The following is a 24,349-nucleotide window of genomic DNA, read 5'->3' as shown; positions in this document are numbered from 1 at the left end:
GGTTCCTAGCCGTCCGGCACCGGCTCTGCGGCGCTACCGGACCAGTCGGGAGCGCGCTGTGGAGGTGGCCTCAATCCTGATCCCGTCCGGAATGAGGAAGTTCACGATTGGAGGATGCACCTCAGCGCTCAGCACAACGACGGCGGTAGAACCGTCGGGGCTCCCGGTGTCCGGCGCGACGGCTAGGCCGTCGAACCTGGCAAAGGCGCCGTTCCGGCTTAGGTAGTCTGCGGCGACGCTGCGCACCCGTCCGCCGTTGAGGACCGCGGACGGGCTGCCGCCGCCCGTCTCGACCTGGCCCAGCGTGTAGCTGTCGGCCGCTGCCACCGATGCCCCGTCTGCCGCGGACAGCAGCTTCTTGTGTTCAAGGTAGAGCGAAGAGGCCGCCATGACTGCGGTGCTTACCAGGAGCGCCAGGAGCACGTAGCCGATGATCAGGACCATCATCTGCCCGCCTTCCCGGCTTGGTTCAGTGTCACGGCGTTGGGACGCTATCGGAATCGCCCCACAATCTGCGTGGCGGAGGCGTCCAACCGACTTGCATTGAGCTGCATCGAGTCGCTGAACGGTACAAAAGGCAGCGGCACAGTGAGGTGGACGGTGATGGTGACGGCCGAGCCCGGGGCGAGGCAGTCCGAGGGCTGGCAGCTCGCGTCCATGCTCGCGTTGTCCGCCGTGTGTCCGTAGTCCGCCAGGGCAAGCATGACGGCCTGCTCGGCTGCAAGACGGCCGCTTTCTGCGTCGGGCTGGGCAACATACACCTTGGCGGCCTGGTCGGCCGCGCCGACGACAGCGAAGGCGCCGCCCTGGATCTGCCCCACGGTAATGATGAAATACACGAGGGGCACCATCAGGAGAAGGGCGAGGAACGTGAATTCGACGACGGCGCTCCCGCGCTCGTCAGAGGTGGCTTCCCCGCTCCCGGGCAAGGCTTCCCCGTTCCCGGCCAAGATCAGCCTGGCCGCGGTCCTACGGCTGGATGGCAGCATGGCCTCTCACCTCCAGAGCCTCCCGGGGACCGATCAGCCCGATCACCGGCAACGGCGCCCTGACCGTGACTTCGAGGGCGCGGATTCCCTGATAGGTGACCTCCGAGGTGGTCACGTCTTTAGCGAAGTCCGCGTTGAGCGCCATTCCGATGAGCTCGCTGGTGCGGTCCCTCGCGTCGGCCGCGTTCCGGTCGGCGAGCGTGCCGTATCTGGCCCCCGAAGCCGCAGCGTCGATCAGCGTGTTGCGGACATGCAGCACCAGCGTCAGCTGGATGATTGCCAGGAAGAACATCGTGAGAAGCCCGCCGACTAGAACGAAGTCCACAACGGCGGAGCCACGTTCCCGCGGGGACGTAGCATCGCGATCAGCCGGGTTCTCCGATGTCCGGCAAGCCGGATCGTCCGCCGCCGCGACCGCCGGGGGCATCTGCTAGTTTCCGACCTTGTTCATGGCCTGGTTGAACAAGCCTTCGAGGGCAGGTCCGGCCAGGGCCAGCAGTGCAGCCACGAGCACTGCCGACATCAACGTGATCATTACCCAGCCCGGTACGTCCCCTCGTTCCGGATGGTCCGCGCTCCGGGCAGGCCCACGGCTGCTGTTCTCGACGAACGCTGCCGTTGTCCGGAGCAGCAGGACGATGGTGTGGATGAGGGCCAGGGCGCGGATTCCTAGGTGTTTCATCGAGATTCCATTCTGTGGGTTCGGGCTGGAGTTCTTGTCCGGCGATCCGGGCGATCTTGATTCAGTCATAGTCCGAGGCTGATGGCGGCGAGGCCGGGAAACACGGCAAAGATGACCGTCAACGGGAGTATGCCAAAAACCAGCGGAACCATCATGGCGATCTCCTTCTTTCCGGCCGATTCCATCAGCTCACGTTTGGCGGTGTCGCGAACATCCTGCGCCTGGGCCCTGAGGACATCAGCAAGGGGTGTCCCCCGCTCCACTGCCACGATGATCCCGTCAACGAATCGCACCAAAGGCCCCAGGTCGGTCCGTGCCGAGAACCGCTGCAACGCTTCGACCAGCGGTTTTCCGGCCCGGGTTTCCCCAAGGACCAGCTCAAATTCGCCGGCGAGTTCGCCATGCGATGTCCTGCAGACCCTGTCCAGGGCGCCCGAGGCACTTTCGCCAGCGCTAACGGCAAGTGCCACCAGCTCGGCGAGGCTCGGGAACTCGGCCATCATCCGCTTTTCCCGCCAGCTGATCTGGGCGCCAAGCCAGTAGTCCCTGAACAGGAATCCGCCAAGGGCGCTGCCGAGGATGGCCACAACAGCGAGGAACGGATTGAACTGTCCTCCGGCCACTCCGACTAGCACCAGGCCCGTGGCAACGACGAAGGCCAGGACAGCCCACAGCAGCTGCTCTGCCCTGAAGTCGACGACAGACTTGCGGATTCCTGCCTGCGCCAGCCTGCGGCTCAACGCCGAGGACCCCAGGTTGAACCGGGTGAGGAACGAGTGCGCGTCTTTCAGCATCGGGCGCAGGATGCGTTCGAGGGGACCGAAGGGCGTGAGGTTGTCCGCAGGGGCCATGAGCAGCCTGGACTCCAGGTTCTGGGGCTTGAGTTGCGGTTCAATGCGCTCCGAAAAGCTCATGGGCCGCATGAATGGCAGCCGTACAACCAGAAGCCAGAGTCCGGCTCCGAGCAGGAGACCGTAGATCACGGCAGCGGCCGCGGGCGACGTCATCTGAGCACCCGCTCGTCCTCGGGAAGAGCCCCGATGCGCAGCATGACGGCGTAGCAGATGGCGGACACGACCAGCCCGCCGAGGAGCACCGCAGCCCCCATCGCCGTGTTGTAGGCGGCGACCGCTTCGGGTCTGGTGGCCAGCAGGACCATGACAATCCACGGAGCAGCCACTGCAAGCCGGGCCGCATTCACCGTCCAGGACTGCCGGGCTTCGAGCTCGCTTCTGGTCCGTGCGCTTTCCCGTAGGAATTCGCCCAGGGTTCCCAACAGCCGGCCCAGGTCGGAGCCGCCCACTTCGCGCGTGAGCCTCAGGGCTTCGACAATCCGGTCCGCGACGGGATCAGCAAGCCGTTCTTTGAGCCTGTTGAGGGCCGGATCGAACTGGCCGCCGGCGCGGTAGTCGGATCCAAAATCACGAAAGACGTGCCGCAGTTCCTCGGGACCCTTGTCACCCAGTTGGATCAGCGCCTCAGGCAGGGACAACCCTGCCCTGATTGCGGAACGAAGGTGGTCAACAACATCCGGCCAGAGCTGACGCAGCGTCGCCGTGCGTTTGCGGGCGCGCCACCTGACAACTGCCATCGGGAGCCAGCCGCCAAACAGGCCGAAGCAGGCCGAGATGGGCCAGGACCTGGTCACGGCGAAGAACACCAGACTGACGAATGCCCCGAGGCCAAGACACGTAGCTACCAAACCCAGCCCGGAGACGTTTTCGATTCCCGCTGCCCGCAGCAGGTCCCGGAGCCGACTGGAGCGGGGAGGGCGTTTGACGGACTGGGGCTGTTCCCATGCCGACCACCAGATAAGGAACAGACCTGCACCGAGAACCACGCCCAGCATGGGGGCCATCAGCGGACCTCCAGCAGTGCCGCAACGTCGAATCCCGCAGCGGCGAACTTCTCGACGGCGGGCATGGAGTTGGCCCTTGGCTGCAGCTGGCCGTCGACCATCGAGAAAACCATCGACGACTCGATGATGCCATTCTCAACCCGCCTGCCAAGGGAGAGGATCTCCGTCACCTGGCGGCGGCCGCTCGCGTGGCGGCTGCAGTGGACCACCAGATCAATGCATGAGGCGACCGTCGGCACTACGAACGCACTGGAGATGTTGTCACCGGCCAGCAGCGGAAGGGTGCACAGCTTGGTAACGGCGTCGTGCGCGGAGTTCGCATGCACAGTACACATGCCGGGCAAACCGGAGTTGAGCGCGATGAGCATATCCAGGCTTTCCGCCTCGCGGACTACGCCAACAACCAGGCGGTCCGGCCGCATCCTCAGCGCTTCCTTGACAAGCCTTCGCAGCGGGATCTCTCCTTCCCCCTCAAGGTTCGGCTGCCGGCACTGCAATCCGACAACATCACGCAAGGGAAACTGCAGTTCAAAGATTTCCTCGACCGTGATGACTCGCTCACGTGCCCCAATGCTGGCAGCCAGGCAGTTCAGCATGGTGGTTTTCCCGGCTTGCGTAGCCCCCGACACCAGTATGTTGAGCCCGCTGGCTACTGCGGCACCCAGGAACCGGGCCGACTGGGGAGTAAGGGTGCCCAGCTCCACGAGGTGGTCGAGCCGGCTTGCCTTGACCACAAACTTTCGGATGTTGACCGCCCAGTGGCGCCTCGTGACATCCGGGATAACAACGTGTAGCCGGGATCCGTCCGGGAGGGCGGCATCCACGAACGGCGAGGACATATCGAGGCGGCGGCCTGAGCTTTTCAGCATACGTTCCACAAGGTCCCGTACCTGCTGGTCCGAGAGACTAAGGGACGTGAGTTCAGATTCGCCGTTCCGCGCCACGTAAATTTCGCTCGGTGCGTTGATCCAAATTTCTTCGATGGCGGGGTCATCCAGGAGGGGCTGCAACGCGCCGAAACCTGCAACGGCGTCGTAAACGTGCCGGCGGGCGATATCCAACGGGCCGATCGGCGGAAGCGGTCCCATGAGCGCACGCTCGTCATAGTCGCTGACCGCCGCTTCGACCAGGCGCCTGACCTCGCCGGCCTGCCGAAGCGGGTCAAGGCCGCGGCGCCGGATCAGTTCGCGGACCTCGTCCTCCACAATTCGAACAGCATCCATGAGTTCCCCAATACGACTGCCGCCCCCGACTGAGGCAGTACAACTTAAAACTAAGGGGCCAAGACGTGTCGACCAAGTCATATCTTCGATCTGTGGATAAATCTGCGATGGCGATGATTCGAACTTTATCTATTTGAGCCTGTATTTCGTCACAGTTGTGGAGGGTCCCACCTGACTGGCGGCGGAAGAATAACCCATGCTTTGCAAGGCATCAGCCATTGCGGATTCGCCGGACTTTTCAATGAGAATTACCGTGCGGTACTGGCGGATCCGGTCCGCCGACGCCTTCACGTCGAAACGTTGGTTGAATATCCTCTTCCACTGGGCGGCGGTGATTCCGATGGTGGGGTCACCCAATCCGGCAAACGCCTCGGGGTATGCCTGGTACGCCAAGTCGCTGGCTGGACTCAGCACAAACGAATCTCCGGGTGTGCCAAGCTTTTGAACGGAGTCCGCAACAAAACGAAAATCGTCCTGACGATCACGTCCGTACTGGGTCCGTTGGCCCGCGTAGGACGGAACGCAGATGAGGAGAACGACTGCAACTGCAGACGCTATGGCGGCTTTGAGCTTTCGAGTTGTTCCTGTCCGCATTACCGGCAGCACTGCGGCCGGCGCCGCCGCCAGTAGCGCCATTGCGGGGAGCTCGAACGTCAAGTATCGCGGCAGGTAGTAGTTGCCACCCGAAACCAGTGACCCGACAATCACAACCGCGGCCGGACCAATCAGCCAAGGTATTGTTAGGCGCACAAGAAAATGCCGCCGACACAACACAACACCGATCGCCGCGGCCGTCCACATGAAAATCGCAAGTCCCACCATTGACAAATCCTCGCCCGGCGTTGGCACCGGCACGACTTGGCCGTCGTTGGCGAAATAGCCGTCGGCGAAAAACTGGAGGAATGTGAATTCGAAGGGAAAAGCGGGACCGACTTCGCGAATCCACGAGATCTGGAACTGCTGCCGGCTGGCTGCAATTCCTACATAGAGTGCGGGCAGAAGCCACCCTAGGGACGCCGTCAGCATGCCGCGCCACTCCTTGCGCAACATCCGGTCCCAGAGAAGGGATACGGCGTGCGCAAGCAGGAGTAAGACGCAATAGAAAGACAAACTAACAGTGACGATTCCAACCACTAAGTAGGCGGCCCATTTGATCCGTCGCGGATTCTCACGGATGGAGACCAGAATATACGTAGCGGCCACAGCGCCCAGGAGGGTCAGAGCGTAAGACCGGGCATCTGTCCCCACGTATTGTGTCCGCGGCATAACAATCAGGAGCGCCGCGGCAAACAAACCGAAGGATGTGCTGGCCAGTTTCCGCCCAAGCTCAACCAGCAGGACGGCAGCGCAACTGATGGCGATCAGGCTGGGCAGGCGAAGTGCCAGCTCCGAAAAACCGAACAACCTTGTCCAGCCAAACATCAAAAAGTAATAGGCTCCATGAACCGCGTCCACCGTCCCCAGCAGGGCGGACAGGTCCGGCAATTCCCGCCTCACGGCGCTAAGTGTTGCCGCCTCATCCGTCCAAAAACTCGGTTGCCACATGCCAAACCCTGAGTAACAGAATGCCAGCAACCCCATAGCCCAGGACCACTTAGAGAACCGATTGCCAGCGCGGTCCAGCGCGACCCGGCTGAAGCCTTTGCCTACGGGCCTGGCTCGATGAACCCTGCTCAGGATGGATTCACCTGGTTGAAGCGCTGCTCAAGCACGGGAGCCACTGACTTGATGTAGCTGCGTGAGGCATGATCAGCGTCAAAGAAGACATGTATTCCACCGATCGCCGCGTAGCAACGCTGGTCGTCACAGAACTGATCGGAAAGATCCAGCACGTGCACTTGATCACTCTTCATGGATGTGGCAGCTTCGGCCAGCGGGTCCGGGGGCAGCGCTTCCTGTCTTGCGTTAGCACAAGCCAAGGCATTGTCCCGGTTCATCTGCAGGCACTCTGCCGGGCTCTTCCTAAGAGTCAGCGGGGTGTCCCTGAGCACAAAAACCTTGGTGCCGGCAGCAGTCCAATCCTTCACACGGTTTGTTGCAGCGTCCCGGTACTGCTCCAGTTGGGAGCGGCCCGTACCGTCGTCGATTTTCTCCTTGGCAGCGAAAGACGAGAGGAAGACGTACTGTGGCTGTTCCTGTCGGATGCGATCAGATACAGCGCTTGCCCATTGCCTGCAACGCTGCTGGTTGTTGGGGTCGCGGTTCTCCACGTCCATAAAGGCAACACGGTCAACGTCCACCAGGGGGCAACCACCCATAAGGCTCTCGCGAATTCGCCACTTGTGTTTTCGTCCCAGTTCGTAGACTGCCACCTTCCACTGTTCCGCGTGGGAGTCGCCGGCGAGCCACACCGTGGCAGTCGGTTTGCCCGGGGCCGCAAAATCGCAGTCCCGCAGAAGCTTCATGTCTTTAACCACGATGGGGTCCGGCGCCGACGAGCATTCGGGTGTATCAAACCATGGCGCTTCATTCTGACCGACATTTGCAACCTCGGGCGGGCCGAAGGGATCAGGACACTCGGCGCCGGCGATAAGGCTGCCCGCACCGTAGCAACTCCCGCTAGCGATGTTTGCAAGCTGGCGTTCCGCCTTCTCCTGCGCTGCCTGCGTCGCGACCAGGAGCGCTCCACAGAGCGCCACGCACACTGCCATCGCCCCCGCGGCGGCAAAGAAGGTGGACTTCGCCGGAGACTTCGGGAAGAGTGCTGCCCGGCCCGGATCTTCCACGAACTTCTTTGTGGCAGCGGACAGAAGCAATGCCACAATCAGGATTCCGGCACGGTCGGGGGTAGTCAGCGTTCGGTCCAGCACCGCCGGCGCAAGGATGATCAGCGGCCAATGCCACAAGTAGAGCGAATAGGAAATGTCGCCGATGAACTGTACAGGCCTGGCAGCTAGCACCGTATTTGGCGACCAGCGGGGCGAGTGGGGGCCGGAGGCAATCACGAGCACAGTTCCTGCAACAGGGACAAGAGCTGCGAATCCGGGGAAGTACGTCGTCTCGTCGAAGGTGAAGGCCGCATATGCAACGAGGAAGTACCCGGTCCACTGGCCTGCACCCCGAAGGGTAAGTCCAAGGGCACCAAGTGGGCCGGAAGCGCCCCCTGTTACCAGCAGGCCAACCAATGCTCCAGCTCCGAATTCCCAAACCCTTGCCGGGGTAACGAAGTACGCCTGGCTCCGGTTCGTGAAGGTGAAGTAGATGCAGAAGATCAACGCCAGTAAGCTGACAAGCGCCAAACCCAAAGTCATGATTCGGCGGGTCCTCAACCGCAGCTTTCCGGCCAAGGCAAAAAGGCCGAGCAGGAGCAGCGGCCAGAAGAGATAGAACTGCTCTTCCACGGACAGCGACCAGAAATGCTGCACTGTTGACGCGGCGTCGTTGTGCGCAGAGTAATCGATGGATTTCGCGGCCAGCGCCCAGTTCTCGAAATAGAGGACTGAGGCGAACGTTTCTTGGACAATCACCGCCCAGCGGGAAAAGGGCAGAAATATCCACGCAGCAACCAAGCTGGCGGCCGCTACCAGCAAGGATGCCGGCAGCAACCGTTTAGCCCTACGGGAATAAAAGGCCCCGAGCCGTATCGAACCGGACCTGTTCAGTTCTCGTACCAGGTGCTGGGTGATGAGATAGCCGGAGATCACAAAGAAGACATCAACGCCCACATACCCGCCAGGCATCCGACCCCCCCACAGGTGGTTGAAAACGACTAGTGCAACAGCAATAGCCCGCAGTGCTTGGATGTCCTTCCGGGTTGCGCTGGTTGCCATTTCGGCGCGCCGACTTGCCCGCGTAGCCGTAGCCGTGACTTGCTGTGCCACGCATTCTCCTTTTGCTCAGTGTCCGGCCGGAAGTGGGTGATGACAGTCACCATTTATTTGGTTAGCACGTGTTCGCCGGTTCGCGCCGTTAGCCTACCGTGACGAACCGAGGCAGGCGGGCGGGCCCAGCGGCCAATAGTCAAAAGGCTTTCCGGTCATCGCGGGTCCTGGGCCTGCATCCTGCGTTCGAAACCCATGGAACACGGAGCCTTGTCACTGCCAGCCGATTCTACCTGCTCGCTCCCCCACCTACTGCTTTAGATGAAGCTGCTAGGTACTTCTAGAGGCTTTGCAGCCTGCGTAGATAGAAGACTCCTGCCACAAGACCCACCGCGCAAGTGGCAATTGCGCTCCCGATGCCCCAGCCGATGGAGTCCGGCAACAGCAGCATGAGGAGAGTAACGCCGACAGCGCCAGCCATGCCTTTGAGCATCAGTGGCAGGTTAACCAGTTCGCGGTCGTAGCTCCGGACTACTAAGGCGTAGACAACGCCAAGGAGCAGATACGCGACGACTTTGATCACACCCACGAGCAGCAGATTCCCGCTTCCGGCCGGGAAGAATGCCAGTCCCAGACCGACAACTGCGATGGCCGGCGTAACGACAGCCATCAGTCGCGTCTTCCCAATGGCAAACAACTGGGACGTTGAAACGAGGAAAACCACGTATCCGTAACCCAGAAGCGGCAGGATCCGTGCCAGCAGGAGGAGGACCGGCTCTGGATCGTTGACCAGCACGTGAGTTGCAAACACCGCAACGCCGCTTCCCCCGAGCGTCAGCATCAGACCAATAAAGACGGCCTCACGCTGCACCTTTGCAACCTGCCCGGTTGTATCCAACCCCCGATGAGAAAAAATTGTCGTTTGCCACACATTGGAAAGGGCCATGATGACCGCAAGTGGACCCAAGGCCAAGGGCATCACTGCGTTATATCGTCCGACCAGTTCCTCGCCGCGCAACAATGTAATCAGGATCGACTCGCCTTGCAGCATCAGCACGAGCGCGATGCTATGCGGCAGCACCGGCAGGGACGTTCTCACTGCGGACCTAATGGATTCACGATATTTCAGTGGTGCTCCGGGCTTGCTGAGCGCAAGCCCCGCCAGCGAAGCCAGCAAAACGCACACGGCGAAACTCGCCATGTACACCGTCGCCGTGGGGGCGATTATCAGGATGGCTGCGAGGCCCGCGACGTGTCCCAACACCGTGGCTACAATCGTTATCACTACGAACGCCAGGGCTCGGTGCTGAGAACGCAAATAGGCGAGGGCCATTTGCGTAATGCCGTGGAGGCCGATTATTCCTATGGAAATCAGGTAAGCAGAGACATCTCCCAGGGACCCGGTAACGGACGCAATGACGGCGAACAGCAGACCAGCCACGCTGGCACCGACAATGCTGAGTCCGACGCCGAACCCGTTCAGGGAACGCGCCCGCTCGGGTCCCCGATCAGGATCGAAGTACATCGTGCTGAGGACCATCGGGAGGCCCGCCGAGAGTGCAATCAGGCCAATCGAAATGAAAGACAGGGAGAAACTCACCTGTCCCCACTGTTGAGGGTCCAGCAAGCGTATGGCGAACGGCTGCACTGCTACGGCACCAATGCCCTGGGCGACGGCGGCAACGAGATAGAGAAGACGGTGGTGTGATGGAACTGCCACCGGTGACGTCTCGCCGGTCAGCCGCGGTTCAGTAGTCATCTACTTGGCCATGTCGAAGGTCCGCCGGACATGCCAGAGATAGAGCTTGGCATACAGTGCCGGGAAGACTTTGATGAGCATTCCGGACAGGCCCAGGTGCGGCGCAGCCAAGGTCACGTCAGCAAGATCCCTGAACGAGAGTTCCTCACGAACGTAGCGCACAATCCTGTCGACGCTTTGTTTAGGGCTCCCCGCAAACAGCCCGCCCGAAATGGTAAGCACGCCCAGAAATGTCCGCAGTGTATTCCAGGAACGCGTCTTGACCTTTGCCGCCAGATCCGGGTTCAGACCTTCACGGACGCAGGCCAGCGGACCGTCGACAAATTCCATCGAGGGCTCTTGGCTCCAGGTGAGTGACTGGCCTTGGACGTGGTAGACGTAGACCGGTGTGGACACTATGCGTACCTTGCGGCTATACGAATAGGCAATGGAATTAACTACGAGGTCCTCATAACGGACCAGGTGGTCCGGAAACGAAAAATGGTCAAAAAGCGAGCGGCGATAGACCTTGGCATGGAGGAAGTTCCACAGCTTGCCCTGCAGCGCCGCGTCCACAGTCTCCAGTCCAGTCAGCAGCCCCTGCGCAGAGTCCGGCCTTGGATACCGGCGGCCCGCCGGAGTCTGCGCCACGTGGGCAGCGACGACTATGTCGATGCCTTCCGCAATGTTCGCTTCCATCGTGGCGAGATAGTTTGAGAGCAGCTCGTCGTCACAGTCCAAAAAACCCACGAATTCGCCGACCGCCTCTGCAACGCCAGCGTTCCTGGCCGCACTCGGACCTCCGTTTCGCTCCTGCCTGATGAGCCGGATCCGGCCGTGCCCTTCTGCATCGACGAGGGACTCGACCAAGTCACGGCTGTTGTCCGTGGAGCAGTCATCTACGACCAGCAACTCCCAGTCGTCGCGACCCTGCGCCAGCACACTCCTGATGGCACGCTCCACCGTCGCGCCTCCGTTGTATAGGGGCATCACGAAGCTGGTCCTGATCGGCATGGAGTGTCCTTACTTATCGCTCACGGAACGGATCCCACTTAGGGTCGACGGCCCTGCCCCGGCATCCGCGGCAGCATATCTACTCTACCGGTCTCAGTACTTAGCCCCTTCGCGCTGCAGCTTTTGTCACTCCAGCAACCCTAGTAACACACGCAACAGGAGTGTTATCTTAGATCAGCTATTCGGGACCGTTGACGTGGTCGACGCAACCGCCACTGCCCTACCCTGATCCCGACGGTCAATCCGAGTTCGCACGGTTACCCTGGGGAGCCCGTTCCGGAGTTGTATATGAATAAGTCCAAGCACAAAATGCCAAGCTTGCACTCGGAAGGTGCGGCGCGTAGGCAGATCGCCGCAATGCTATCGACAGCATTCACGGCCGTGGCCATTGGGCTCGCAGGGACCCTGATAGCGGTCCCCTCCGCCACCGCGTCGCCACTCCCGTCGCCCTCCCCCTCGGCCACAGCGTCAGCATCGCCTACAGCGGACTCAGTCGCCACCGCAGCGGCACCGACTATCCCGGCGTCACCTGAACCAACTCCGACGGCGACGGCGACGCCCACGGCGACAGCGACACCCTTGCCAACCGATAGCGCGCCCAATCCGAATCCCGACCGTTCCGGCGTCATGCCTCTCTCTCCTGCCGACGCTGCCGCGCTTGAAGCCGAGATGGGTCAGGGAGGCGGATATATGGGTGTCGGAAAGCGGGCTGCATCGGACCCTGGTCCGGGATCTCCTTTGCCGGGCAAGAGCGCTCTGCTAACCACAGAGGCTTTTAACACCTGGAAGCCGGCCGGCATCCAGGGTGTCGATGTCAGCGGCTGGCAAACCGGCATTGACTGGGACTCACAGTTCAACCAGGGAGCCCGTTTTGCGTACGTGAAGGCTACAGAGAGCACCACCTACACCAACGACGAGTTCTCAAGCCAGTACACGGGCTCCCGGGACGCAGGCATGATCCGCGGCGCATACCACTTCGCCACACCAAGCACTTCGTCCGGCACTGAACAGGCCCGCTATTTCGTGTCACACGGTGGCGGCTGGTCGGCGGATGGTATGACTCTTCCGCCCCTTCTAGATATCGAGTACAACCCCTACAGCACACTGGGTAACCTGTGCTACAACATGTCCCCCAGCCAGATGGTGAACTGGGTACGCGATTTCTCCAACACGATCGTCGCCTTGACCGGCCGCAAACCCGCTATCTACACCACCACGGACTGGTGGAAGACCTGCACAGGAAACAACGCAGGCTTTGCGGACCACCCTTTGCATCTGGCCAGTTACTCGACCAGTCCCGGAGTCCTTCCCAGCGGCTGGACGTTTTACAGCATTTGGCAGTATTCACCGGATGGCCCCTATGTCGGGGACTCCAATGTCTGGAATGGAACCTATGCCCAGCTCAAAGCCTTCGCGTACGGGCGTGCCCTGAACGCCGGGGAAAGTGCCATTTCCAGCCTGGCAGAAGGTATGCCGATTGGGGCCCCCGCGGGCACGATTGTCTGTGGGATAAGAGACAACGGATGCTACCAAGGCTTCCGCAACGGAGAAGTGCTGTGGTCCCCTGCGACCGGCGCGCGGGTCTCGCGCGCGGGTGCCATTCGCTCCCTATACCGCCTAATTGGGGCGGAGAACAGCTCAATGGGCTACCCCGCCAGCGGTGAACAGTGCGGGCTCAGGGACGGCGGCTGCTATCAGATGTTCCAGGGCGGCGCCATCATGTGGTCCCCGCAAACGGGCGCCCAACTCTCCCGCCATGGGGCCATTCGCAATGCGTGGGCCGCCGGAAATTTCGAAAACGGGGTTCTAGGCTATCCGACAAGCGGTGAAATCTGCGGTCTCAAGAACAACGGTTGCTTCCAGGCCTACCAGAATGGCGCCATCCACTGGAGCGCCGACGTTGGCGCCCACCCTACCCGCAGTGGTGCCATCCGCAATGTGTGGGCCTCCAGCGGCTACGAAACAGGTGTGCTGGGATATCCGACAGGTACCGAAACCTGCGGGCTCAAAGACGGCGGCTGCCTCCAGTCGTTCGAGAATGGCCAGGTTCATTGGACTGCTACAACTGGCGCGAACCTCACCCGCGGCGGTGCTATCCGTAGCCTTTGGGTTTCGACGCGTTCCGAAGAGGGAGTGTTGGGCTATCCCACCGGCGCCGAAGCCTGCGGGCTCAAAGACGGGGGCTGCTACCAGTCCTTCCAGAATGGACAGATCCACTGGACGGCCAAGACTGGGGCCCAGTTGACACGCAACGGTGCCATTCGGAACGTCTGGGCCGGCAGCGGCTACCAAGACGGCGTGCTGGGCTTCCCCACAGGTATTGAGACCTGCGGGCTCAAAGACGGCGGCTGCTACCAGTCCTTCCAGAATGGACAGATCCACTGGTCGCCTGCTACCGGAGCGCACCCCACCAGGGCCGGTGCAATCTCCAGCTACTGGGCACAGTCCGGCTGGGAAAACGGACCGTTGGGATACCCTACAGGTAGTGAAACATGCAAGTCCGGCGGCGAGTGCTATCAGTTGTTCCAGAATGGGACCCTGCAATGGACGCCGATAAATGGAGTAACACGCCGCTGACGTGGCCGCTGGCCCCGATGGTTGCCAGGGTCATTCACTTCAGAGACAACGACGGCGGGCCCCCTGTCGGGACTGCCCGCCGTCGTGGTTTATCCAGACTTTTCTTGATGTGCCCCGATCAGGGGCGGAAAGCGTGCTTGACCAGTTTGCCAAGGCCGGGCCACATCCGCTTGCTAACCACCTTTGGGGTCAGCGACACGGCGTTGAGCCGCGACGTCAGATGAAGGCGGGCAGCCCGTGCCGCCTTAGTCCAGCCCAGCTTGGAAAAGTCCCGGGCGCACTCGTCGAAGAAAGCTCGTTCCTCCGCGAACCTGCGTCCGTCGAGGGCACGCACAGAGGAATCCGACTCCCTGTGGCGGCGGTACTGGAAGCAGACGGTGTCTGTCACGAGCATCTTGCCTCCGTCCATGATGATGTCCATCGCCAAGGCAATGTCCTGCACTACGTTGTACTGCTCGCGGAAGTCGTGTTTCAGGATCGCGTCGGCGCGCCACGCGACAGACGGGAAGTACAACCAGTCCCCCGTGATGAGGCTTTCGGCAATCGGCTCGCCGGCGATGATCGCCTCGGACGAGCCCCCGATCGCCAGGCGGCGCAGTCCGGCTTTGACCTTGTCCCCCAGCGGCTCGTAGACCGCCCCGTTCTCGTCAATGACCTCGACGCCCGGCTGGACAATCTTGATCTCCGGATTTTGGAAAGCCTTGCGTACGGTACCCACGTAGTTCGGCAACATGATGTCGTCGGCACCCATAACAACCACGACGTCGTGCTGCACAAGCCCGAGGCACTTCTTATAGTTGCCGTTTGCGCCGAGGTTGACTTCGTTGCGGAAGTAGCGCACTCGGCCGTCGGAATCAACGAGGTTCTGGAAATAGGCCGGCAGGGACTCATCCAGATAGCCATCGTCGACGATCGTCAGGACAAAGTCTCTGTCCTCTTGGCCAAGTACCGAGTCGACGGCAGCCTTCATCATCGCCACGTCGCCGTAGTAGGGCAGCATCACATCAATGGTCAATTTTTACTCTTCTCTGGAATTACTGGTCTGATCTGCAACATGGTCTGCGGTCGGAGGACGCAGGCCCTCCGACTTCCCGTCAGAAAGCCGCGCGATGGAAGAGCGCAGGATCGCCACTTCTTCGGCGAGGATACGCGTCTCGTCTTCTAGAATGGTCAGCTCGCGGGAAACGTGAAGTCCTACCCCCACCAGCAGCACAATGGACAACGCGAACAGCAGGTTTGCGGGAACACGAACACCGACAACCGACGCAGCAAAGTCCAACATGCTGGGAAAAAGTCCCAGCACAATCGTCAGCCCGCCAACCACGAGCCAGAGCACCGCATATTTTTCGCGGAGTTTGCCCACTCGGAGCATCAGGAGAACGGCCAGAACCATCCCAATGGACGTGGCCAAAGAAAAAGCAACACTCACGCGGGAACACTTCCTTCTCCGGCGATGTCGCCCGGCCGGGGTGTAGCTGTATCGGTCTGCACGCGTGGCCTACGACGCGCCAAGGCAAAACAAAGAACAAGTCCCGAGCGTGCAAGGTAGATCATCGCTTTAAATGGACTGTGACTGGGCGTTCCTGCCTGCCGCACCTTCATCTCGACGGGGATCTGCACGACCCTGCAGCCGGACTTTATCGCCACCACCAGGGAGTCGATCGTGTCGCCCAAATACTCCGCAGGGAAATGGTCTATGTACTGATGCAGCGCCCGTTCGTTCGCCGCCCGAAAGCCTGACGTGACGTCGGTCAGCGGCGTTTGCGCAACTTTCGAGATCACCCTGGCGAGGACCGACATGGCCCACCGCCGCGGGCCTTTGGCATCATATGATCCGCGGCCGGCAAAGCGCGCACCAATTGAGATATCTGCGGTTTCCAGTCCGGCTAGTACCCGGTCAATGTCGTGGGGATCGTGCTGGCCATCTGAATCCACTTGGATGGCGGAGCTGTAGCCGTGGCGGATGGCATACTTGAAACCGGTCCGCATGGCACCCCCGACACCCAGGTTGAAAGGTAGCCGAAGAACCGAAGCGCCTGCCTGTTCAGCGATGGCGGCGGTGTCGTCGTGCGACCCGTCGTCGACCACGAGGATGTCATGCTGGGGAACGACGCGGCGTACTTCCCTGACCGTATTACCGATTGCTTCGGCCTCGTTCCAAGCAGGCATGATTATCAGCGTGCCGGACCGCGTCTTGTTACTCATGGTTTGTAACTATAGCAAGGGGCCCGGTGCTCCATACGACGGCCTGACCATGGCCCAGAGACGTAACCTGCATAATTGTACGGTTGACAACACACAATGAGGAGCCTTGATCGATGACTTGGTGGCAGACCGTACCGACTTTTGCGTCGGCGGCATTGATCTATTTCTTGCCGGGACTGTCCATACTGGCGGCGGCGGGAGTTCGCCGCCTCAACCTCGTTGCTCTGGCGGCCCCTGTTTCAACGTCAGTAGCCGCTTGCGCCGCCGTCGTCGCTCCTTACCTGCGTTTGCCGTACACACCTCTGGTGTATTTCGCTATAAGCGGTGTCCTGGCGCTCCTGACTCTGGCTGCCCGATGGTGGTGGGTCCGCGAGGGAAAGACTGTTGGCTCGCTGGCGGACAACGGCCCACTCAACGCCGGCGATCTTGGGAGGTGGACCGCTACCTGGGCCGTTCCGCTGGGCCTGGTTTTCGCCGCGCTGCTGATTGGCAGGCGCTTCGTGACCGGTTTCGGAAGCCCTGAAAACTTCTCGCAAACCTTTGACAATGTGTATCACCTCAACGCGGTGCACCACATCGCACAGACGCAGAACGGTTCGTCCCTGTCGCTGGGCAACCTCACCGAAGCCTCCAGCTATTTTTACCCCGCAGGCATGCACGACATGATGGCACTCCTCCAGATGCTGACGGGCAGCCCCGTTCCCGTCGTCGTCAATGTTGGAACAATAGTGATTGGCGCCATTGTCTGGCCGCTCGGTTGCATGTTCCTGGTTTCCAGGCTTGTGGCCTACCGCCCAGTGGCCCTTGTTGCAGCCGCAGTACTCTCGGCGGGCTTCAGTGCATTCCCGTACCTGCTCATCGGTTTTGGCGTCTTGTATCCAAACAACGCCGCCATAGCACTGCTGCCGGTCATTCTGGGACTGGCGGTGGAGATGCTGGGCATGTCGCGGAGCGCGCCTTCCTCGTTCATTGCGCCCGCCGTTGCCTTCTGCGCGGCCCTGCCGGGGATGGTTCTCACGCACCCCAGTGCCATGGTGGCGCTTCTGGGGTTCCTAGTGCCCGTACTGTTGGGCCGGCTGGTCAGGGTCTTCTTCGAATGGAGAGAAGGAAGCTCACCCAAAACGGCAGTCATTCGTTGGGCCGTAGTATGTACCGCATACATTGCGGCAGTAACCGCCGCCTGGATGGTTCTTCGTCCGGGCCTTGGCGCGGCACCGTGGCTGCCTTTCCAGTCGAACGCTCGGGCAATTGGTGAAATCCTGGGCAGTGCACCGATGGGCACAACTACCGCATGGGTCCTCGCCATCCTCACGGTCATCGGCCTGTACGTCATTGCCCGCACGCTGCGGCGCACATGGTGGATCCTCGGAATGTACCTGGTGGCCGCACTTTTGTACATGGTCGTTTCGAGCTGGCCTCCCGGCGCATTCCGAACGTTTCTGACGGGGGTCTGGTATAACGACAGCTTCCGACTGGCGGCCCTGTTGCCCGTTGTCACCTTGCCTATTGCTGTATTTGGCGCCGAGTGGCTGCTGTGGCGCATTCGGGCCTTGATGGACAATGCTTCAACGCTCCTGCCGGGTATCGGCCGTGCGTCCGCAGCCCCCATTTCGGATCTCGGCGAGGCGCGGCCTCCTGCTGTCAGCAAAGTGGTCGCCGTATGGGTGACGCTCGGACTCTTGGGCCTAGCCGCACAAGGTGGCACCCTGTCGCAGGTCCAGGACAGGCTCCACTCGATATTCGACATCACGAAGACGTCCGACCTTGTGGACGAGGATGAAATGAAGATTCTCAAAGAGGTGGGCGCCAAGGTGCCGGTCGACGGTGTCGTTGTCGCCAACCCGCTTACGGGCGGCTCATTGGTCTACGCACTAGCGGACCGGCAACCCCTTGCGCCCCACATTTTCGGTGAACGCACGGAAAAAGAGCAGCTCTTGCTGGACCACTGGGACGAGGCCGCCTATAACAAGGATGTTTGCCCTGCCATCAGGGAACTAAACGCGTACTGGGCGCTGGATTTCGGCACTAAAACGGTCATTCCGACCGAGGACCCGTTCCCCGGCCTGGCCGACGTAGCTGCGGGCACTGCAAAGGACATCGAAGTCTTGGCGACTTCAGATGAGGCCCGCTTGGTCCGTACTACGGCGTGTGACTAAGTTTCCCTGAAAATATATGTGGGCTCCGCAAGGTCTTGCGGAGCCCACATCTATGTTTAGCCGGGTCTTGATAACCGGGACCGGCTGCCCTACGGCCTGCGCTTCGTCTCGTAGGCCGCCCGTGCCAGTTCGGGCAACACTGTGAGAGTCGCCCATTTAACTCCAAGTGGCGATGCTTCCACCAAGGCGAGGGCATCGTCGGAGGTCTTCACGAGCACGAGGGCGTCCCGTTGGGCGCCTGGAAGGTCGTCGAGAACCCCATCTTTCAAGATGATCTTCTTGTCCGATATGACAGAGACAACATCGATGTCGGCTTCAAGTTCGCGCGCCCGCCTCGCTTCCCAAAGAACCGGACCGGTTCCCGCTTCGACACGTTTCCGATTGCCTCCTTCCACCACTTTCGCCAAGACAGGGGCTGGCACAACGCCGAAATCCTTGAGGATTCGAACGGGGTTCGACTCCTCGTCATACACTTCGAAATCGGCGCCTGGTGCCAGACTTGCGCCTAGATAGAGGAACGTTGAACCATCAAGCACATCGTAGCTGGACCTTGCTTTTGTGATGCCCTCTTCGACTTCCTCGATCAGCCTCTGCGCCCCTTGGGGTTTGCCAATCGCCGTACCGACCATCGTCGTCGTCGTGCGCCAATCCGTCCCAAAGGGAGCGCCCGGATAAGCAACTACCGGGGCTATCTCGCTCAGTTCATCGTATTGTTCCCTGGTCAGACCGGAATTAACGGCGAGAATCAGATCCGGCTTGAGCGATTCCAACTCTTTCAAGGGCGGTTCCTCGCTGTCCCTGTACTGTGCGGGCATTACGGCATTCATCGCTGTGACAGCCTTGTTGAACCAGAGGCTAACCCCGAATCCGCGCAATTCATACTGCGGCACCGCTGCCGGGACGACTCCCAAAGCGATGCAGACGTCCTGACTCGCGTAGCCCAGGGTAGCGATTCTCTTGGGGGCGGACTTGATGGTTGTGGAACCGAAGGAATGCGTCAACGTAACGGGAAACGTAGATGTCTCCCCCTGACCGGAAGGTCCATCGGGCTGGCCGAGGCAGCCGGACAGCAGAAGCGGCGAAGCTGCCGCTGCTATTAGGAATGAACGGCGTCCCATGCTCTTTGCGGAGCCGGACATGTGTTCCTGCATACTGTTGTTCTCCCGTCCTTCCCCCATTGCGGAGGCCCGCCCAAATTGGGCAACTTGCTAATTCTAATGGGGATCAGCAGCCGACCGGCGGCTCACAGGGCCCTTGAACGCTCACGGAGTTCAGCGACAACCTCGTGGACATCGCCATCCATCACGACGTGGCCGTGCTCGAGCAATACGCCACGCTCACAGATCGTGGCCACAAGGTCAAGGTCGTGGCTGACTACGAAGAGCGTCTTACCCTTGGCGGCAAGTTCCTTGATCTTCGCAATGCACTTGCGCTGAAACGGTTCGTCTCCCACGGCAAGGATCTCGTCAATAAGAAATACTTCGGGATCAGTGTGGACAGCGATGGAGAACGCCAGCCGCAGGTACATTCCCGAGGAATAGAACTTCACCTCCGTGTCGATGAATTCGCCGATCTCAGAAAACTCTACGATCGAGTCGAATTTCTCGTCGATTTCGGATTCGGTCATTCCCAGGATCGCACCATTTAGGTAGACATTGTCCCGTCCACTCAGGTCGTGATGAAAACCTGCGCCCACTTCAATGAGGCCCGCCACCCGCCCGCGGGTCAGAACTGTTCCACTGTCTGGCTGCAGTACCCCGGAGATGAGTTTCAGCAATGTGGATTTTCCGGAACCATTAAGACCCAGGAGAGCTACGGTCTCGCCATGCTGAACGTCCAAAGAGACGTCCTTCAGTGCGTCGAATTTCTTCGACAAGTCACCTTTGCGGCCCCGGATCAGCCACACAAGCGCTTCCTTCATGGAACGGGTGTGGCGCAGCACGAATTGCTTGCGGAGTCCGATGCAACTGATCGCCCGGTTGTCTACGATCATCTAGAGCTCCTGGGCGAAGTGGATAGCGAGCTTGCGGAATACTAGTTGGCCCACAAAGAGGACTAGGAGCGAAATGCCAAACGCGACGGGCAACCAGAGGGAGATAAGGTCCGGCGGCAGGGGGGCCAAGGGTATTTGGTCCGGTTTCAGCGTCGGATACCAGAACGCCCAGTGGAATATCTCCACGCCTACGGTGAGGGGATTCAGCTGGTAGATCCAATACCACGGTCCCATGACGCGTTCCACCATGGTCCACAGGTACAGGACCGGGGACGCCCAAGTGACGATCATCAAGATCATGTCGACAAGGTTTTCCGAATCCCGGAAGTAAACGTTGGCCGCTCCGAAAAGGAGACCAAGCCCCGTTGCCAGAATCGCAACCATTACAAAAGCCGCAATCACTGTCAGCAACTGAACGATGGAGGGTGCCCAGCCGGCGATCAGACAGGCCCCGACAAGAACCGCAGCCTGCGGCAGGAAGTGCGCAGCGGACACCCAGACTGTAGCCACCGGAAATAGCTCACGCGGAAGGTAGATCTTCCGTATAAGATCACGGTTGTCGACAATGGAACGCGTGGCATTACCCAGCGATTCGGTAAAAAAGTTCACGAAAACAATGCCCGAGAACAAGTAGATGGCGTAGTTTGGCGTCCCGTGCTGCAGGTTGAGGAAGACTCCCAACGCAACAAAATAGATGAGAAACTGCATCAGCGGCTTAACGTAGGACCAGAGCAGACCCAGAGCCGATCCGCGATAGCGGATCTTGATTTCCTTCCTGACCAGCAGCTTCAGCAGGAAGCGATTGGCGTAGACGTCCAGCAGTCCTCGACCGTAGCCCGGCTTAATAAGCTCCTCGGACGGGACCATCTACCTACGATCCTTCATCGGTGTACCCACGGTGGTGCCAAAGGTTCTTTCCCACGATTCCATGGAAGTGATCTCGGGGAGCGCCTTTCGGTATTCAGCCGACAGGCTTTCCCATTGCTGGAAGAGCTGCGCCTGTAGCTTCGAGGCTTCCATCAACTTGCTCTTCAGCAATCCTGGATCCCTCCGATACCACGAAATGCCAGTTCCCTCTGCGTTGGATACAAGGACACTGTCGTATTTGGACAAGGTCCACCATTTGTTCTCGCGGTGCGCAAGATGCGCCTGAGGCCGCTCTAAGGTTTGCGGATCCGGCTTGCGGAAAACTTGCCGCAGGACCGTCTTAGCAGCCCATTTGACGAGGTCTTTCTTGGCCGGCATTTCGTTGAGAGCGCCGCCGCGACCGCCGCGAGTCAATCCGGGTGCCGGGAAGTCGTCGATGTCGGACCGGATTTGGGCCTCAGGATGGCGTGAACGCAAGGCATTCACCTCGGCAAGTTTCGTACCAAGATCCGGGTGTAGGCCCGCAGGTCCCCGCAATACATCGCGAAGCGCCATAATTCGCGCTTCCTGGGCGAAGTACTGCATGGAAATCAAATGCTTGACGCTGTTTTGGAAGGACTCCCGCAATACACGTCCGCCCTTAGGGAATGGGCTGTGAATCAGCGCAGCGATCAGACGGTTCCGTTCGTGGAAGTACGACTGCCAGCCCAAAGAATCGTCTTTATCAATCCACGAAACGTGCCACAGCGCAGCTCCGGGAAGCGACACTGTGGAGTAGCCGGCTTCCTTGGCCCGCAGAGAATACTCCGCATCATCCCACTTAATAAAAACGGGGAGCGAAAGGCCGATTTCCCGAATGATGGCCGTCGGGATCAGGCACATCCACCAGCCATTGAAGTCCACGTCGACACGCCGGTGCATCCAAGGAGTCTGGCGAAGGTTTCGCTGCCGGAAGTCGTGGCGGTACTCAATATCGTTGTCCGGGCTGATCCAGCTCAGACGGTAAGGATCTACGACCTCTCCGAAAGTGTGCAAAGTCGTGCGGCTGAAGAGGTCAAACATGTGGCCACCAACGATCGTTGGCTTCCGGCTGAAGCGGGCGAAGGCGATGAGGCGCTCAATGCTGTCCGGTTCAACCACTACGTCGTCGTCCAGAAGCAGGACAAACTCGCTGCCGTTCCGGACTGATTCTGCCATCCCCCGGGAGAACCCGCCAGAGCCGCCAAGGTTGGGCTGATCCACCACTCTAAGCTTGCCCTCGAGAAGCTGGGTCACTTCGTCGAAGTCGTCCGCGGCCGTCACCTTGTCAGTCCCCTGATCAACAATGAGGACCTCCTTGACGCTCTTTAAAGCATGAGGGTTGGAACCCAGAATTCTTGCGTTGGCAATGCAAAAAGCCGGCTTGTTCATCGTCGTGATTTGTACCGTAGCCACTTCACCGGCGGGAATCGTGGGGCTATCTGACGTGGCCCAAGTGGCTTCCAGCAGCTTAAGCTCGGACTTGCCTGCCACCAACTCGAACCAGTACCAGCCGCCGTCACCGAACGTCTCCAGCGGCAGGTCCAGCCTCACTTCGTCCATGCCCTGGACCCCGATGGATTCAACGCGCTGCGGGACACCGCGTGCGTTGGATTTGTAGACCACAACGCTTCCGGTACCCTCCGTGCTGACGGCAAGTTGCACGGACCGGACCGTAGTCCATCGGCGCCAGTAGCTGGCAGGGAATGCGTTGAAGTAGGTTCCGAAGGAAACATGCTGCCCGGCGCGGATCTTCATCGACGTTCGAGACAGGAAGTCCTCATGGTGCGCTTCGACCGCGGTAGCCCCGACAAGGTGAAGCTTTTCCTCGGGCAGCTTCGGCGACCTGTAGAGGTCGTCGTCCTCCACGAGGTGCAACCCGACCGCACTGCCAGCATCGACGTAGAGTTCGATAGCATCCAACTCACCCGGGGGCGGAAAGATAACCCTCTGCAGTTCGAACGCCGCGGAAGCGGTCATGCGTCCACGCCTCCGCTTTCAAGCTGTGCGCCACTCTCAAAATGCGGCCGGATCTGGTTGTCAAACATGGTCAGGGCTGAGCCGATTGCCATGTGCATGTCGAGGTACTTGTACGTGCCCAGGCGGCCGCCGAACAGCACATCGCTTTCCGCAGCCGCGAGGTCGCGGTACTTCAGCAGGCGTTCGCGGTCGGCGGCAGTGTTGATCGGGTAATAGGGCTCATCGCCCTTCTCCGCCGCGCGGGAGAACTCCCGCATGATGACGGTCTTTTCCGTCTGGTAGTCGCGCTCGGGGTGGAAGTGGCGCGGTTCGATGATGCGGGTGTAGGGGACGTCGTCGTCGTTGTAGTTCACCACCGACGTTCCCTGGAAGTCGCCCACTTCGAGGACTTCTTCCTCGAAGTCGATCGTCCGCCAGGACAGGTCGCCTTCCGCGAAGTCGAAGTACCGGTCCACCGGACCCGTGTAGATCACCGGGATCTTTCCAACGACCTTGTTCTTGCTGTACTCATGCGACTCATCGAAGAAGTCGGTATTGAGCCTGACCTCGATGTTCGGGTGCTCCGCCATCTTCTCGATCCACGCGGTGTAGCCGTTGGTCGGCAGTCCCTCGTACTTGTCGTTGAAGTAGCGGTTGTCGTAGTTGTAGCGCACCGGGAGGCGGGAGATGATCCCCGCGGGCAGGTCCTTCGGATCCGTCTGCCACTGCTTGCCGGTGTAGTGCTTGATGAACGCCTCGTACAGCGGCCGGCCAATCAGCTGGATGCCTTTGTCGTTCAGGTTCTGGGGATCGGTGCCTGCGAGCTCGCCGGCCTGCTCCTTGATGAGGGCCTGGGCCTGTCCCGGGGTGAGGTTCGCACGGAAGAACTGGTTGATCGTGGCCAGGTTGATCGGCAGCGAGTACACCTCGCCCTTGTGGACTCCGTAGACCTTGTGAACGTAATTCGTGAACGTCGTGAACCGGTTGACGTACTCCCAAACACGTTCGTTGGACGTGTGGAACAGGTGGGCACCGTAGCGGTGCACTTCGATGCCGGTCTGCTCTTCCTTTTCGCTGTAGGCATTACCACCGATGTGGTGGCGGCGGTCGATGACAACGACCTTCAAGCCAAGCTCAGTGGCGGCCTGTTCTGCGATTGTCAGGCCGAAAAAGCCCGACCCTACGATGACGAGGTCAGCGGTCACAAAATCTCCTGATTCGAATGCGGGCAGCCCAATGTTGTGCATTGGCTGCTGCTCTAGCCTACCCGAGACTACGCCGACACCAGTGATTCCCGGGCATGGGCCGG

General features: G+C 60.4%; 21 protein-coding genes. 2 read left to right on the top strand and 19 right to left on the bottom strand.

Annotation, left to right across the window (positions count from 1 at the left end):
• Positions 1 to 33: 33 nt before the first annotated feature.
• The 11 genes from AC07YR_RS17625 to AC07YR_RS17575 form a co-directional block, all read right to left on the bottom strand.
• Entirely contained in the window at positions 34 to 447 is a 414-nt protein-coding gene (locus AC07YR_RS17625; protein WP_436058028.1) for a pilus assembly protein TadG-related protein, read from the bottom strand.
• Between the two features lie 44 nt (positions 448 to 491).
• Positions 492 to 989, bottom strand: coding sequence for a hypothetical protein (locus AC07YR_RS17620; RefSeq protein WP_494734697.1), 498 nt, complete (start codon positions 987 to 989; stop codon positions 492 to 494).
• The gene (locus tag AC07YR_RS17615; RefSeq protein ID WP_494734696.1) at positions 970 to 1,314 is read right to left on the bottom strand and encodes a TadE family protein; all 345 of its coding nucleotides are present in this window, start codon (positions 1,312 to 1,314) and stop codon (positions 970 to 972) included. The genes AC07YR_RS17620 and AC07YR_RS17615 overlap by 20 nt, the downstream gene beginning before the upstream one ends.
• Before the next feature lie 105 nt (positions 1,315 to 1,419).
• A complete protein-coding gene (locus tag AC07YR_RS17610; protein ID WP_494734695.1) occupies positions 1,420 to 1,671 on the bottom strand; it encodes a hypothetical protein in 252 nt (83 codons plus the stop codon).
• A 65-nt stretch (positions 1,672 to 1,736) separates the two neighbouring features.
• Positions 1,737 to 2,678, bottom strand: a complete 942-nt coding sequence (locus AC07YR_RS17605; RefSeq protein WP_494734694.1) for a type II secretion system F family protein — start codon at positions 2,676 to 2,678, stop codon at positions 1,737 to 1,739.
• On the bottom strand, positions 2,675 to 3,529 hold the full coding sequence (locus AC07YR_RS17600) for a type II secretion system F family protein (RefSeq protein WP_494734693.1): 855 nt from the start codon (positions 3,527 to 3,529) through the stop codon (positions 2,675 to 2,677). The genes AC07YR_RS17605 and AC07YR_RS17600 overlap by 4 nt, the downstream gene beginning before the upstream one ends.
• Positions 3,529 to 4,752: a TadA family conjugal transfer-associated ATPase gene (locus AC07YR_RS17595; protein ID WP_494734692.1), complete on the bottom strand. Its 1,224-nt coding sequence runs from the start codon at positions 4,750 to 4,752 to the stop codon at positions 3,529 to 3,531. Before AC07YR_RS17595 ends, AC07YR_RS17600 begins: the two co-directional genes overlap by 1 nt.
• Before the next feature lie 129 nt (positions 4,753 to 4,881).
• Positions 4,882 to 6,297 (bottom strand): glycosyltransferase family 39 protein, encoded by a 1,416-nt coding sequence (locus tag AC07YR_RS17590; protein ID WP_494734691.1) that lies wholly within the window; start codon positions 6,295 to 6,297, stop codon positions 4,882 to 4,884.
• Between the two features lie 128 nt (positions 6,298 to 6,425).
• On the bottom strand, positions 6,426 to 8,522 hold the full coding sequence (locus AC07YR_RS17585; RefSeq protein ID WP_494734690.1) for an acyltransferase family protein: 2,097 nt from the start codon (positions 8,520 to 8,522) through the stop codon (positions 6,426 to 6,428).
• Between the two features lie 331 nt (positions 8,523 to 8,853).
• The gene (locus AC07YR_RS17580; RefSeq protein WP_494734689.1) at positions 8,854 to 10,272 is read right to left on the bottom strand and encodes an oligosaccharide flippase family protein; all 1,419 of its coding nucleotides are present in this window, start codon (positions 10,270 to 10,272) and stop codon (positions 8,854 to 8,856) included.
• Positions 10,273 to 11,265, bottom strand: a complete 993-nt coding sequence (locus AC07YR_RS17575) for a glycosyltransferase family 2 protein (RefSeq protein WP_494734688.1) — start codon at positions 11,263 to 11,265, stop codon at positions 10,273 to 10,275. It lies immediately after the preceding gene.
• 738 nt (positions 11,266 to 12,003) lie between these two features.
• Here AC07YR_RS17575 and AC07YR_RS17570 point away from each other — a divergent pair.
• Entirely contained in the window at positions 12,004 to 13,842 is a 1,839-nt protein-coding gene (locus AC07YR_RS17570; RefSeq protein ID WP_494734687.1) for a GH25 family lysozyme, read from the top strand.
• Positions 13,843 to 13,960: 118 nt separating this feature from the next.
• Here the strand turns inward: AC07YR_RS17570 and AC07YR_RS17565 are convergent, their stop codons facing one another.
• Genes AC07YR_RS17565 through AC07YR_RS17555 form a run of 3 tightly spaced genes read right to left on the bottom strand, consistent with a single transcriptional unit; the run spans position 13,961 to position 16,047 of the window.
• Positions 13,961 to 14,857, bottom strand: a complete 897-nt coding sequence (locus tag AC07YR_RS17565; RefSeq protein WP_494734686.1) for a glycosyltransferase family 2 protein — start codon at positions 14,855 to 14,857, stop codon at positions 13,961 to 13,963.
• 3 nt (positions 14,858 to 14,860) lie between these two features.
• Positions 14,861 to 15,271, bottom strand: a complete 411-nt coding sequence (locus tag AC07YR_RS17560) for a DUF2304 domain-containing protein (protein ID WP_436058040.1) — start codon at positions 15,269 to 15,271, stop codon at positions 14,861 to 14,863.
• Positions 15,268 to 16,047 carry a glycosyltransferase family 2 protein gene (locus AC07YR_RS17555; protein WP_436058041.1) on the bottom strand — a complete coding sequence of 260 codons (780 nt, stop codon included), beginning with the start codon at positions 16,045 to 16,047 and terminating at the stop codon, positions 15,268 to 15,270. The genes AC07YR_RS17560 and AC07YR_RS17555 overlap by 4 nt, the downstream gene beginning before the upstream one ends.
• Before the next feature lie 113 nt (positions 16,048 to 16,160).
• On the opposite strand from AC07YR_RS17555, the gene AC07YR_RS17550 reads away from it, so the two are divergent.
• Positions 16,161 to 18,203 carry a DUF6541 family protein gene (locus tag AC07YR_RS17550; RefSeq protein ID WP_494734685.1) on the top strand — a complete coding sequence of 681 codons (2,043 nt, stop codon included), beginning with the start codon at positions 16,161 to 16,163 and terminating at the stop codon, positions 18,201 to 18,203.
• 89 nt (positions 18,204 to 18,292) lie between these two features.
• On the opposite strand, the gene AC07YR_RS17545 is transcribed toward AC07YR_RS17550, so the two are convergent.
• The 5 genes from AC07YR_RS17545 to glf form a co-directional block, all read right to left on the bottom strand.
• Positions 18,293 to 19,354 carry an ABC transporter substrate-binding protein gene (locus AC07YR_RS17545; RefSeq protein WP_436058043.1) on the bottom strand — a complete coding sequence of 354 codons (1,062 nt, stop codon included), beginning with the start codon at positions 19,352 to 19,354 and terminating at the stop codon, positions 18,293 to 18,295.
• 92 nt (positions 19,355 to 19,446) lie between these two features.
• The gene (locus AC07YR_RS17540; protein ID WP_436058044.1) at positions 19,447 to 20,196 is read right to left on the bottom strand and encodes an ABC transporter ATP-binding protein; all 750 of its coding nucleotides are present in this window, start codon (positions 20,194 to 20,196) and stop codon (positions 19,447 to 19,449) included.
• The gene (locus AC07YR_RS17535) at positions 20,197 to 21,063 is read right to left on the bottom strand and encodes an ABC transporter permease (RefSeq protein ID WP_436058045.1); all 867 of its coding nucleotides are present in this window, start codon (positions 21,061 to 21,063) and stop codon (positions 20,197 to 20,199) included.
• A complete protein-coding gene (locus tag AC07YR_RS17530) occupies positions 21,064 to 23,061 on the bottom strand; it encodes a glycosyltransferase (RefSeq protein WP_436058046.1) in 1,998 nt (665 codons plus the stop codon).
• The gene (glf, locus tag AC07YR_RS17525) at positions 23,058 to 24,245 is read right to left on the bottom strand and encodes a UDP-galactopyranose mutase (RefSeq protein ID WP_494734684.1); all 1,188 of its coding nucleotides are present in this window, start codon (positions 24,243 to 24,245) and stop codon (positions 23,058 to 23,060) included. Before glf ends, AC07YR_RS17530 begins: the two co-directional genes overlap by 4 nt.
• Positions 24,246 to 24,349: the final 104 nt, after the last annotated feature.

This window comes from Arthrobacter sp. GW460-12-1-14-TSB2 (genome assembly GCF_059423525.1).
This window is presented reverse-complemented; position numbering and strand designations above follow the sequence as displayed.

Coding starts and splice junctions, on each gene's coding strand:
- AC07YR_RS17550 (WP_494734685.1), top strand. CDS start 16,161: ATGACTTGGTGGCAGACCGTACCGACTTTTGCGTCGGCGGCATTGATC.
- AC07YR_RS17610 (WP_494734695.1), bottom strand. CDS start 1,671: ATGAAACACCTAGGAATCCGCGCCCTGGCCCTCATCCACACCATCGTC.
- AC07YR_RS17600 (WP_494734693.1), bottom strand. CDS start 3,529: ATGGCCCCCATGCTGGGCGTGGTTCTCGGTGCAGGTCTGTTCCTTATC.
- AC07YR_RS17585 (WP_494734690.1), bottom strand. CDS start 8,522: ATGGCAACCAGCGCAACCCGGAAGGACATCCAAGCACTGCGGGCTATT.
- AC07YR_RS17535 (WP_436058045.1), bottom strand. CDS start 21,063: ATGGTCCCGTCCGAGGAGCTTATTAAGCCGGGCTACGGTCGAGGACTG.
- AC07YR_RS17590 (WP_494734691.1), bottom strand. CDS start 6,297: ATGTGGCAACCGAGTTTTTGGACGGATGAGGCGGCAACACTTAGCGCC.
- AC07YR_RS17620 (WP_494734697.1), bottom strand. CDS start 989: ATGCTGCCATCCAGCCGTAGGACCGCGGCCAGGCTGATCTTGGCCGGG.
- AC07YR_RS17595 (WP_494734692.1), bottom strand. CDS start 4,752: ATGGATGCTGTTCGAATTGTGGAGGACGAGGTCCGCGAACTGATCCGG.
- AC07YR_RS17575 (WP_494734688.1), bottom strand. CDS start 11,265: ATGCCGATCAGGACCAGCTTCGTGATGCCCCTATACAACGGAGGCGCG.
- AC07YR_RS17555 (WP_436058041.1), bottom strand. CDS start 16,047: ATGAGTAACAAGACGCGGTCCGGCACGCTGATAATCATGCCTGCTTGG.
- AC07YR_RS17580 (WP_494734689.1), bottom strand. CDS start 10,272: ATGACTACTGAACCGCGGCTGACCGGCGAGACGTCACCGGTGGCAGTT.
- AC07YR_RS17540 (WP_436058044.1), bottom strand. CDS start 20,196: ATGATCGTAGACAACCGGGCGATCAGTTGCATCGGACTCCGCAAGCAA.
- AC07YR_RS17530 (WP_436058046.1), bottom strand. CDS start 23,061: ATGACCGCTTCCGCGGCGTTCGAACTGCAGAGGGTTATCTTTCCGCCC.
- AC07YR_RS17605 (WP_494734694.1), bottom strand. CDS start 2,678: ATGACGTCGCCCGCGGCCGCTGCCGTGATCTACGGTCTCCTGCTCGGA.
- AC07YR_RS17625 (WP_436058028.1), bottom strand. CDS start 447: ATGATGGTCCTGATCATCGGCTACGTGCTCCTGGCGCTCCTGGTAAGC.
- AC07YR_RS17545 (WP_436058043.1), bottom strand. CDS start 19,354: ATGCAGGAACACATGTCCGGCTCCGCAAAGAGCATGGGACGCCGTTCA.